The sequence below is a fragment of the Mesorhizobium sp. M0293 genome, from assembly GCF_040321735.1.
In the GTDB taxonomy this organism is placed as follows: Bacteria; Pseudomonadota; Alphaproteobacteria; order Rhizobiales; family Rhizobiaceae; genus Mesorhizobium.
The window spans coordinates 1-11,585 of sequence record NZ_JAMYSA010000153.1 but is presented as its reverse complement, the minus strand read 5'-3'; the positions used below and the strand labels follow the sequence as shown (position 1 = coordinate 11,585).

The following is an 11,585-nucleotide window of genomic DNA, read 5'->3' as shown; positions in this document are numbered from 1 at the left end:
GGCACATTGGCGTCTTATCGCTGTGGTTGCGCCCTTCCCCCCCTATTAAATATTGTGTCTGGGGGTTTCTGGGGGTGGGAACTATGGAACGGCGCCAGACTTTTGTCCACGTGGTCAAATTTGACCACGCACCGGATTCTCGATCTTAGCCGGCCAAAAGAGGGCTGCCGGTCAGACCCGTTCGAGCGCGATCGCGATGCCCTGGCCGACGCCGATGCACATGGTCGCCAGCGCGTAGCGGCCGCCGCGTTCGCGAAGCTCCAGCGCCGCCGTGCCGGATATGCGGGCGCCTGACATGCCCAAGGGATGGCCGAGCGCGATGGCGCCGCCATTCGGGTTGACGTGCTCCGCATCCTCGGCGATGCCGAGCTGGCGCAGCACGGCGATGCCTTGCGAGGCAAAGGCTTCGTTGAGCTCGATGACATCGAACTGTTTTGGCGTTAGGCCAAGCCGCGCGCAGAGTTTTTGCGTAGCCGGCGCCGGGCCGATGCCCATGATGCGCGGCGCCACACCGGCGGCGGCCCCGCCGAGGATGCGGGCAATCGGCGTCAGGCCCTATTTCTTCACAGCCGCCTCCGAGGCAACGATCAGCGCCGCCGCCCCGTCATTGACGCCGGAGGCGTTGCCGGCCGTCACCGTGCCGCCCTGCCGGAACGGCGTCGGTAGCTTGGCCAGCGCCTCGACCGTTGAGCCCGCGCGCGGATGCTCGTCCTTCGCCACGACCACCGGATCGCCCTTGCGCTGCGGGATCGTCACTGGGGTGATCTCCTTGGCCAGCCGGCCATTGGCCTGTGCGGCGACCGCCTTGTCCTGGCTGCGCACGGCAAAGGCATCCTGGGCCGCGCGGGAGATGGCGAACTCTTCAGCCACATTCTCGCCGGTCTCCGGCATCGAATCGACGCCATACTGCTTCTTCATCAAGGGGTTGACGAAGCGCCAGCCGATTGTGGTGTCGTAGATCTCGGCATTGCGCGAAAACGCAGCATCGGCCTTGGGCATGACGAAGGGCGCCCGGCTCATCGATTCGACGCCGCCAGCGATCATCAATTCCGCCTCGCCGGACTTGATGGCGCGCGCGGCAATGGTCAGCGCATCCATGCCCGAACCGCACAGGCGATTGACGGTCGAGCCCGGGATCTCCTTCGGCAGCCCGGCCAGCAGCAGCGCCATGCGTGCCACGTTGCGGTTGTCCTCGCCGGCCTGGTTGGCGCAGCCATAGACGACATCGTCGACCGCCTGCCAGTCGATGCCGGGATTGCGCTCGACCAGCGCTCTTAGGGGTATGGTGCCGAGGTCGTCTGATCGTACCGAAGACAGCGAACCGCCGAAACGGCCGATCGGCGTGCGGATGTAGTCGCAGATATAGGCCTCGGCCATGTCATGCAGCCTTTGCTTTTCCGGTTCCCTCATGCGCCGCCTTGGTGCGGGCCTGCAGGTCGCGCAATGTCGTGAGTTCGAGTTCGCTTGGCGCCGGCGTTTCGTCAAGCGCCTGGGCGAACTTAACCACCCAGCCACAGCTCTCCTGCACCTGCTGGCGCGTGACGCCGGGATGCAGCGACACGACCGTGAATTCCTTGCTCACCGGATCCGGCTTCCAGATGGCGAGATCGGTGATCAGCAAGGTCGGGCCTGATGTCTCGATGCCAAGCCGCTTGCGATGATCGCCGCCCTCGCCATGGCCGAAGGAAGTGAAGAAATCGATCTTCTCGACCATGCCGCGCTTGGTCTGCGCCATGGTGATGTAGATCTCCTTCGACGACGTCGCGATCTCCGGCGCGCCGCCGCCGCCGGGCAGCCTGGTCTTGGGGTGGAAATAGTCGCCGATGACCGTGGTGTTGATGTTGCCGAACTTGTCCAGCTGCGCCGCCCCGAGGAAGCCGATCGAGATGTGGCCGCCCTGCAGCCAATAGCGGAACATCTCCGGCACCGCGACGGTGGTGACCGCGGTTTCGCACAATTCGCCGTCGCCGATCGACAGCGGCAGCACGTCGGGCGCGGTGCCGATCGTGCCGCTCTCGTAGATCAAGGTGATGTCGGGCGCATGTGTCAGCCGCGCCACATTGCAGGCGGCCGACGGCGCGCCGATTCCGACAAAGCAGACATCGTCATTGCGCAGCGCACGGCTAGCGGCGATGGTCATCATTTCGTTAGGGGTGAAGGACAGGTCGCTCATGTAGCTTTCCTCAGATGCTTGACGCGGGCCGCGAAGTCGTCGGCGCTCTTTTCGATGACGTTGGCCTGCATCCATGCCTGGAACTTTTCCCGGTCGGCGGCGATCTCGTCCCATTCCAGATAGGCCGCATTGTCACGCGCATAGTAGCCATGCGCGTAGGACGGATGCGAACCGCCGGGCACCACCGATATCGCCGCGATCGTCCAGCGCGGCAGCACGGTCAGATTGGGGTGCAGATCGTCGAAATTGTCGACCACTTCCTCGACCGTCACCACTGCGCGTTTGGCCGCCAGCACCGCTTCCTTCTGGATGCCGATTATGCCCTCGACCAGCACATTGCCCTTCCTGTCGGCCTTCTGCGCGTGGATGAAGGTGACGTCGGGCCGGATCGAAGGGACAGCCGCCAGCACCTCGCCGGTGAACGGGCAGGTCACCGATTTGATGTTTGGATTGACCGCCGCCAGCCCAGCGCCGCGATAGCCGCGAAACACCGCGCAAGGCAGGCCGGCAGCACCCGCCTCATAGGCGTTGGCCATGCCGGCATGGCTGTGCTCTTCGATCTCGATCGACCTGGGAAAACCGTTCTCGATGGCATCGCGGGCGCGGCGCAGCAGGCCGACGCCGGGATTGCCGACATAGGAGAAGACGATCTTCTTCGCCATGCCCATGCCGATCATCTGGTCGTAGATCAGATCGGGCGTCATGCGGATCAGGGTCAGGTCGCGAAACCCTTGGCGGATCGCCTCATGCGCCGCTGCCGTCGGGATCAGATGGGTGAAGCCCTCGAAGGCAACCGTGTCGCCACTGTTCAAATTCTCCGCCACGGCCTGTTTGAGCGGCAGGAACTTGACCATCGCTTCGGCTCCGGATTCAGAATGTTCGTATTGCGAACATATGTTTTATATGCGATACTTTCTACGCTAAACGAAGGCGTGGAGTCAATCCTGACGCCGATGCCGTTCTGCGGAGACAAGATGGACGAAGAGGCCGTTTCCCGTGATCATGTCGGCTCGCTCGAACGCGGCCTTGCCGTCATGGAGATCTTGGCCCGGCACCCCTCGGGCATGACGCTGACCGAAATGGCCGAGGAAGGGGGCCTAACCCGCGCGGGCGCTCGCCGTTTTCTGCTGACGCTTGTCGCCACCGGCTACGCCACACAGGCCGGTCGCTTGTTCTCGCTGTCGCCACGCCTGCTGACGGTTGCCCGCACCTGGCTCGGCGGTGCCTCGCTATGGAGCTTCGCTGCACCCATCATGCGCGCGGTGGCAACGCAATTGAATGAGGCCTGCTCGGCCGCGATCCTGTCGGGCGAGGATGTCGTCTATGTCGCCCGTATTCCCGGCCGCCGCATCCTCAGCGTGTCGCTCGACGTCGGCACTCGGCTGCCGGCCTATTGCACCTCGATGGGGCGCATCCTGCTTGCTGGCCTGACATCAGGGGAATTGGACGCATTCCTCGGCCAGGCGACGATCGAAAAACGAACGCCGAAGACGATCACCGATACCAGGCTGCTGGCCGACGCCATCGGCAAGGCGAAGGCGGACGGCTTTGCCATCGTCGATGAGGAACTGGAACTCGGCCTGCGCTCGATCGCCGTGCCGATCCGTGACCGCTCTGGGAGCACGGTCGCGGCAATCAACGTCTCGACCCAGTCCGCACGTTTTTCCGTCGCCGAGATGGAGCGGGAAATCCTGCCGGCGCTGCTTGGGGCCAGGCAGCGCATCGAGGATTTCTTTGTGGTTTAGGAAGGTATTCCAATCACAACTGCCGCGGCATGCAAAGTCCATGCGTCGGCGGGACAGCACCCCCCTCTGGCCTGCCGGCCATCTCCCCCGCAGGGAGGGAGATCCGCTGTTATCTCAGCTTTCGCCAATCCGCGGATGTAGGGTGAGCGCAGCGCTGAACCTGCCAATCTCCCTCCTTGCGGGGGAGATGTCCGGCAGGACAGAGGGAGGTGTGAAGGATCGCTACGGGTACTATTTTGCACCGTCGCCGCCCCGCCGACCCTCAATGCTTGATGCGGTCGCGCATGGCGTACCACAGCATGCCGAGCACATAGAGCGGACCGCGCAGCGCCGTGCCGCCTGGAAACGGCATCGGGGTCAGTGTCGAGAACAGGTCGAGCCGCGAGGCGTCGCCGGTGATCGCTTCGGCCAGCAGCTTGCCGGACAGCGTCGACAGGATGACGCCCTTGCCGGAATAGCCATGCGCGAAATAGACCTCGCCATAGTGCCCGACATGTGGCAGCCGCGACGTCGTCACCGACACCAGCCCACCCCAGGCATGATCGATGCGGCAGCCCTGAAGTTGCGGAAAGGTCTTTTCCATATGCGGCCGCACGAAGCCGGCGATGTCGGCCGGCGGTGACGGCGTGTAGCGCTCGCCGCCGCCGAACAGCAGGCGGCCATCCGCCGACATCCTGAAATAGTTGACGACGAAGCGCGTGTCGGACACCGCGACATTGGCCGGGATGACATTACGCTTGCCCTCCAGCGGTTCGGTGGCGACGATGTAGTTGCCGACCGGCATGATGCGGCTGTTGACGCGCGGCTCCAGTCCATCGAGCAGCGCATCGCCCGCCAGCACGACATGTTTTGCCCGGACCGAACCCTTTGATGTCGAGACCCGGATCGAAGGCTCGCGTTCCAGCCGCATGGCGACCGAATTCTCATGGATGGTGACGCCGGCAGCGACCGCGGCGCGGGCGAGGCCGAGCGTGTAGTTGAGCGGGTGCATGTGGCCGCCAAGCGGCTCATACATCGCGCCATGATAGGGCGTATCGACCTTGGCCCGCGCATCCGCCGCCGACAAGATTTCGGCATGCGGAAACTTCATCACCGTGGCCAGGCACTCAGCCTCTTCCTCCAGGTCTTTGAGGTCGGAGCCGTTGACCGCGCCGACCAGATGGCCGGTCAGCCGCAGGTCGCAATCAATCGCGTGGCGCTCGATGATATCGAGCACCAGCCCGCGCGCCTCGAAGGCAAGGTCGAACAGCGCCTTTGCCCGCTCGGGCCCATAGAGCTTGACCAGACCCTTGGCGCCCTTGCGCAGGCCAGGGATCATCTGGCCGCCATTGCGACCCGATGCCCCCCAGCCGATCTTGCCGCCTTCGAGCAGCACCACTTTCAGGCCACGCTCGGCGGCATGAAGGGCGGCCGACAGGCCGGTGCAGCCGCCGCCGACAACCACCAGGTCAGCATCGACGTCGCCGACGAGCGCCGGATGGTCCGGCGCCGGATTGGCGGTGGCGACATAGTAGGATTTGCCGATATCGAGGCCTGAATTAAAACCCGTTGAACTGGAGGCCATGATCACACCTTCAGCAGCAGGTGGTCGCGTTCCCAGCTCGTCACCACGCCCTGGAACAGGTCGAGTTCGACACTCTTGACGCGCAGATAGGTCTGGAAGAAATCCTCGCCGAGCAATTCCCGCACCGGATCGCAAGCAGCGAGGCGGTCCAACGCCTCCTCCATGGTTTTCGGCAGCGTGCTCTTGATCTTGTAGGCATTGCCCGACGCCTCGGCCGATCGTGCGAGTTTCTGCTCGACGCCGAGATAGCCGGCAAGCAGCGAGCCGGCAATTGCCAGATAGGGATTGGAATCAGCACCGGGCAACCGGTTCTCCACCCGCCGCGCGGCGCGGCCACCGGCCGGCACGCGCAAACCACACGAGCGATTGTCATGCGACCATTCGATGTTGGCCGGCGCGCTGTGGTTCGGCCTTATGCGGCGAAACGAGTTCACGTTCGGCGCGAACAGCAGCATGATTTCGGGGACATATTTCTGCAGGCCGCCGATGAAATGGCCGAACATCGCGGTGTCGCCATCATCAGTGTTGGCAAACAGCGTCTTGCCCGCCTCGTCGATGACCGACATGTGCAGATGCATCGAGCTGCCGGCCTGAGCCGCGATCGGCTTGGCCATGAAGGTCGCATGCATGCCGCTTTGCCGCGCGGCCTGGCGCGTCAACCGCTTGAACAGCAGTACCTTGTCGGCCAGCGGCAGCGCATCGCCATGCAGGAAGTTGATTTCCAGCTGTGCCGTGCCCGACTCGTGAATCAGCGTGTCGAGCGGCAACCCGGCCGCCGCTGCGTAGTCATAGATGCGCCGGATAACCGGCTCGAACTCCTCGAGCGCCGCCATGTCATAGGGATGCTGCACTGTCTCGGCTCGGCCGTTGGCGCCGACTGGCGCGGTCAGCGGCTGGTCGGGATCGGGATTGGGCGCGGTGAGATAGAATTCGAGCTCCGGCGCCACCACCGCCCGCCAGCCACGCTTGGCGTACAGGTCGAGCACAGCCCGCAGCACATGGCGTGGCGAGGCCATCCATGGCCGGTTGTCCATGTGGAAGGCATCGGCGAAGACATAGGCCTTGCCAGCGCCGGGCGCCAGGCAGAGTGTCGAAAGATCGGGCACCATGCGCATGTCCGGGTCCGAATAAGCAAAACCCTCGTCGATCGAGCCGGAATAACGGCCGTCGATGCTGACCAGGAAGGCACTGCTCGGCAAATAGAGCGCACGGTCCTCCAGCGCCTGGAGGAATTTGGCCGTCGGCAAGGCCTTGCCGCGCAGCATGCCATTCATGTCCGGCACCAGGCACTCGATCTCGTTGATGCCGTGCTGGGCCAACCAGGCTTTGGGATCGCTGCCGCTGGAGAGTGAGGTATTCACAATATTGTCAGGCATTTCATTCATGTCCGTATCAGAGAGAGTATGGCTTGCGCGGCCACATCCGTTCCAGGTTTCAGCGCCATTTGGGCTGCATTGTCCCTGAGGCGGTCGCGCATGGCGTCGTCGGCCAGCAGGCGGAGAATCGCTCTCTCCAGTACTCCTTCGGTCCAGGCGTCACGGCCGATATGGTCGCCGACGCCGGTTTCTCCGGCGCGGCGTGCATTGTCGTGTCCGTCCCAGCAATAGGGCATGATCAGCGACGGCACGCCGAAGCGCAGCGCTTCGCAAAAACTGTTGTTGCCGCCGTGGTGGATGAACAGGTCCGATTTCGCCACCACCGATGGCTGCGGAAACCAGGCATCGAGATAGACATTGTCGGGCACCGCGCGATAGGCATCGCGCAAGCCGCCGGCATTGACGATGAAGCGCGCCGGCAGCCTGTCGAACACCACCAGCATGCGCTCGATCAGCCCGACATCCATGGCTCCGAGACTGCCGAAGCTGACATAGACCAGTGGCCCGCCATTGCGCGGGAAAACCGGTACCTCGAACGGCCCTTCCGAACGCACGCAGCCTTCCAGATAGACGAAGCGCGTGGGGTCGAGCGGCTCGGCGCGCTCGCGGCGCACGATCGTGGGGGTCAGCAGCAAATTGAGGTCGGGGGAGGTCTCGAGGAACTGACCCTTCGGCAGCGGCCCCAGTCCGGCATCCGCCCGGAAACGATTGAAGCGGTCATGCGCCGGTGCCGAGGCCTTGAGATAGCGCGCCTCGAACGCCGCACGTTGCGGGTCATCAGCGCTGAGGCCCGACAGATAAGGTGGCACATTGGCGTCCGGCAGCTCGGTCTCGGCGCAGGAGACGACACGCACCCACGGGCAGCCGGCGGCGGCGATCGCCGGGAACATGATGACATTGTCGAGAACCACCGCGTCCGGCTTCAGCCGCGCCAGCAACTGGCGCAGCGGCGCCTCGGCATTGACCGCGGTGTCGACGATCGCCTGCCAGGTCGGTGCGACATAGGTCTCCAGCTGGTCAATCGGGCTCAGCCTGAAATGCGGCAGGTGCCTGCGCACGAAGGCCTGCCAGTAGCTCTGGCGTTCGCTGTCGCTTAGTGGCTCGTCGGTCGGCAGCTGGTATTCCTGAAAACCATAGTCGGCAAAGACGCCGGAGAAGCCGGCATGACAGATGAAGACCGGCCGGGCGCCTTTCGCGCGCAATGCTTGCGCGATGCCGACGCAATTCAACGCCGCGCCGAAACTCGCTTCGGGGAACAGCGCGATGGTCGGGCTGGCGTTACGCGTCAATTAATCCTCGTCATTCCGGACGGCTGATCATGCCGAACAGGGCGGGCGCCCCGCGACTGGCCGCTTGCGGTCGCTGGTTGCGGGAGAGCCGCAGGTGGATGCGAAGCAGATCGGCAGCCACCTCATACTGCAGGCTTTCAAGATGGTCGAGTATAACAAGGTGTTCGCGTAGCGATTGCCGCAAGCGGAAGACGTTGACGCCGGCATAGATGCCCGGCAGCCGGCGCAGCCTGAGGTGATCGGTCAGCGCGTCGGCAACGAAGCGGTTGGCGCAGCCCTCGGCCAACATGCCGTGAAAATCGATGTCCAGCCGCTGGAACTCGCGTGTGTCGAATGCGGCGTCCGGCAGCGCCACCAGCGCTTCCATGCCCTGGCGCAACGCCGCTGCCCGCGCGCCGTCCAGCCGGAAGCCCGGCGTCAGGATGGCCGCGGGCTCCAGCAGCAAGCGGAACTCATAGCTGTCGCCTTGTGCTTCCGGATCGCCGGGTGTCCGCCGAAACAGCCAGGACTGCCCAGGCGCACGATCCAGCAGATTCTCATCTGTCAGTTTGTTGAGCGCTTTTAGTACCGTCTTTCGCTCGGCACTGTAGCGCCGCATCAATCCCGCGACGGTCACCGTCTGGTCCAGCCGCCGCGCCGAGCGGTCGCGCAGGATCGCCTCGGCCAGCTCATCCTCCTCGGCAGCAGGCAATTCCGTGGCGACCGAAGCCTGCGCGGTGAGGTCGATTGCCAGGTGATATCCAGAATCCGCCTCCCAGCGTACGACGCCCCGTTCCGCGAGCAGGCCGAGCGCCGCTCGCACCGGCGTGCGCGAGACGTTGCACAGCGTGGCGATCTGCTGCTCCGGCAAGCGTGCGCCGGGCTCGAAGCCGCGCTGCCGGGCCACATCCAGGATGCGCTGCGCCAGGTCGAGATGGTTGGTGCGAGGTCGTCGGGCTGCGGCTTGCATGATTGATCTCGTGAACGGACGTGACCGCATTGATTGACCGATCGCCTGCGTGGACGCAATCGGCCAGATTCCTCGGTCGTTTGACAAATTATGGATTGACGTACTTTTTTCTGCAATAGTACTGTCAGGACAATCGGCGAGAAAAAGACCGAGGGAACAGGATCGAGGCAGCGGCATGGGTCGCAGCCGGCGAATGAAATTCGACGATCAACCGGAATGGGAGTCTGTCATGACCGCTACCAGCCTGCGGCGCCGTGCGCTGAAAACATCTTCGATCGCACTCGGCCTGGCCTTGGCGCTGTCCGCGCCGGCGATGGCCGCCGACCTCGTCATTTCCAACTGGGACGGCTACATGGCGCCAGACGCCATGGCCGCCTTCAAGACCGCGACCGGCGTCTCCGGCGAAGTGGTGGTCCACGCCACCAATGAAGAGATCATGGGCAAGCTCATCGCCGCCGGCGGCAAGGGTTATGACGTGGTCTTCGTTTCCTCGCCCTTCGCCGAAGTGTTGAACAAGCTCGGCCTGACCGAGCCGATCGACCATGCCAAGATACCGAATCTCACCAATCTCTATCCGGAAGCGACCAAGCTGCCGCACGATGTCGGCAATGCATTCTCGGTCCCCTACACCTGGGGCACCACCGGCCTCTGCTACCGCTCGGATCTGGTGAAGACAGTGCCGACCAGCTGGAGCGATCTGCTTAGCCCTTCCAACGAATTGAAGGGCAAGACCACCATGCTGGCGACCGACCGCTGGCTGCTGGCCGCCGGCCAGCTCGACAAGGGCTATTCGGTCAACGAAACCGACCCGGCCAAGATGGCCGAGGTCAAGGACTTGCTGATCTCGGCCAAGAAAACCCTGCTCGCCTATGACGACACCACCTTCTATTCGAAGCTGGTGTCCGGCGAAGCGCTGATGGTGCAGGCATGGGACGGTTGGTGCAATTACGGCATCGCCGACAAGCCTGAGATCAAATACGTCATCCCCAAGGAAGGTTCCGACCTCTGGGTCGACACGATGGTGGTGATGAAGGCCTCCGCCAACAAGGACGCTGCCTTCCAGTTCATCAACTTCATGCTCGACGCCAAGAACCACGCCTGGGCGGCGCAGAACATCGACTACAAGGTGCCGAACAAGCCGGCGATGGAAAGCCTGCCAGCCGATTTCCTGACCAAATTCCCCAACATGGCGATGCCGGTGGCGGACCTCGTCAAGTTCGAGCAGCTGCGTGACGTCGGCGACGCCCAGCGCGACTATTCGAAGATCGTCAGCGAGATCAAGGCCGCGCAGTAAGCGCAAGTTTCAGCATCTAGGAATCAAGCTTGCATTCCGTGTCGCCCCCCTCTGGCCTGCCGGCCATCTCCCCCTCAAGGGGGGAGATTGGCTGTGGCATCGCTTTGGCCAATCTTCAACGCTTCAGGGTGAGTGGGACCTTGGGGCTGCTAATCTCCCCCCTTGAGGGGGAGATGGCCGGCAGGCCAGAGGGGGGTGCGGCGTGACGCCTCCCGTTCCCTCCCGCTCTTCCCTGCTGATGGCCCCGGCCCTGGCCTGGCTGACTGCGCTGATGGTGGTGCCGTGCGCGCTGGTGCTGGCGCTCGCCTTCTTCCGGCGCGGTATCTATGGCGGCATCGAATACACTTTCACGCTGGAGAATTTCGGCCTGGTTCTCGACCCGCTCTATGCCGGCATCTTCCTCAACTCGGCGCGCATCGCCGGCACCGCGACCTTGATCGCGGTGGTGATCGGCTATGCCGCCGCCTACGCTATCGCAGCCGCCCCGCGCCGGTGGCAGCCAATTTTCCTGTTCTTCGCCGTGCTGCCGTTCTGGTCCAACTATTTGATCCGTACCTATGCCTGGATCGTGCTGCTCAACCGCGAAGGCCTGATCACGCAGCTGCTGCGCTGGTTCGGCTACACCGGCGAGCCACCGTCGATGCTCTACACTGAAGGCGCCGTCATCGCCGGCCTCGTCTACAACTATCTGCCCTTCGTCATCCTCGCCTGCTACGCGCCGCTGTCGCGCCTCAACCCGGAACTTGCCGAAGCCTCGCGCGACCTCGGCGCTTCCGCCGCCACCACATTCCGCCGTGTCATCCTGCCGCTGACCGTGCCCGGCATTGCCGCCGGCGCCGTCTTCGTCTTCGTGCTGTCGATCGGCAATTTCGTCACCCCGGCACTGCTCGGTGGCGGCCGCTTCCAGATGATCGGCAATCTCGTCTACGACCAGTTCCTCACCGCCAATGACTGGCCCTTCGGGGCGGCACTCGCCATGGCGCTGATCGCCATCATGCTTCTGGTGCTGATGGCGCAGGCGCTGGCCGCCAATCGCGCCTCGGGCCACACCGCACAAGCCGCGGGAGACACCGATGGCTGAGCGCTCCTTCTTTCCCTTTTCCCCGTTCACGGGGAGAAGGTGCCCCGAAGGGGCGGATGAGGGGCGGCGCCAGCTTCTGCCAGGTTGGGCGCTGCCCCTCATCTGCCTGCCGGC

9 protein-coding genes and 1 pseudogene are annotated in these 11,585 nt (G+C 64.0%); 3 read left to right on the top strand and 7 right to left on the bottom strand.

Annotation, left to right across the window (positions count from 1 at the left end):
- Positions 1-171: 171 nt before the first annotated feature.
- The 3 genes and pseudogenes from pcaF to NKJ06_RS31835 form a co-directional block, all read right to left on the bottom strand.
- Positions 172-1,377: pseudogene (pcaF, locus tag NKJ06_RS31845) on the bottom strand (3-oxoadipyl-CoA thiolase).
- 1 nt (position 1,378) lies between these two features.
- Positions 1,379-2,173, bottom strand: a complete 795-nt coding sequence (locus tag NKJ06_RS31840) for a CoA-transferase subunit beta (RefSeq protein ID WP_352811954.1) — start codon at positions 2,171-2,173, stop codon at positions 1,379-1,381.
- Complete coding sequence (locus NKJ06_RS31835; RefSeq protein WP_352811952.1) at positions 2,170-3,027, bottom strand: CoA transferase subunit A; 858 nt, start codon at positions 3,025-3,027, stop codon at positions 2,170-2,172. The genes NKJ06_RS31840 and NKJ06_RS31835 overlap by 4 nt, the downstream gene beginning before the upstream one ends.
- Positions 3,028-3,147: 120 nt before the next feature.
- Here NKJ06_RS31835 and NKJ06_RS31830 point away from each other — a divergent pair, with 120 nt between their 5' ends.
- The gene (locus NKJ06_RS31830) at positions 3,148-3,918 is read left to right on the top strand and encodes an IclR family transcriptional regulator domain-containing protein (protein WP_352811950.1); all 771 of its coding nucleotides are present in this window, start codon (positions 3,148-3,150) and stop codon (positions 3,916-3,918) included.
- 262 nt (positions 3,919-4,180) lie between these two features.
- Here the strand turns inward: NKJ06_RS31830 and NKJ06_RS31825 are convergent, their stop codons facing one another.
- The 4 genes from NKJ06_RS31825 to NKJ06_RS31810 are packed head-to-tail and all read right to left on the bottom strand — an operon-like array spanning position 4,181 to position 9,096.
- Entirely contained in the window at positions 4,181-5,482 is a 1,302-nt protein-coding gene (locus NKJ06_RS31825) for an NAD(P)/FAD-dependent oxidoreductase (protein WP_352630966.1), read from the bottom strand.
- 2 nt (positions 5,483-5,484) lie between these two features.
- Positions 5,485-6,858 (bottom strand): glutamine synthetase family protein, encoded by a 1,374-nt coding sequence (locus NKJ06_RS31820; protein ID WP_352811948.1) that lies wholly within the window; start codon positions 6,856-6,858, stop codon positions 5,485-5,487.
- Positions 6,859-6,863: 5 nt separating this feature from the next.
- On the bottom strand, positions 6,864-8,147 hold the full coding sequence (locus NKJ06_RS31815; protein WP_352630962.1) for a nucleotide disphospho-sugar-binding domain-containing protein: 1,284 nt from the start codon (positions 8,145-8,147) through the stop codon (positions 6,864-6,866).
- Positions 8,148-8,157: 10 nt separating this feature from the next.
- Positions 8,158-9,096, bottom strand: coding sequence for a GntR family transcriptional regulator (locus NKJ06_RS31810; protein WP_352630960.1), 939 nt, complete (start codon positions 9,094-9,096; stop codon positions 8,158-8,160).
- Positions 9,097-9,325: 229 nt separating this feature from the next.
- On the opposite strand from NKJ06_RS31810, the gene NKJ06_RS31805 reads away from it, so the two are divergent.
- Positions 9,326-10,390: a polyamine ABC transporter substrate-binding protein gene (locus tag NKJ06_RS31805; protein WP_352630958.1), complete on the top strand. Its 1,065-nt coding sequence runs from the start codon at positions 9,326-9,328 to the stop codon at positions 10,388-10,390.
- A gap of 238 nt (positions 10,391-10,628) precedes the next feature.
- Positions 10,629-11,471, top strand: a complete 843-nt coding sequence (locus NKJ06_RS31800) for an ABC transporter permease (RefSeq protein WP_352630991.1) — start codon at positions 10,629-10,631, stop codon at positions 11,469-11,471.
- The last annotated feature ends 114 nt before the right edge of the window (positions 11,472-11,585 follow it).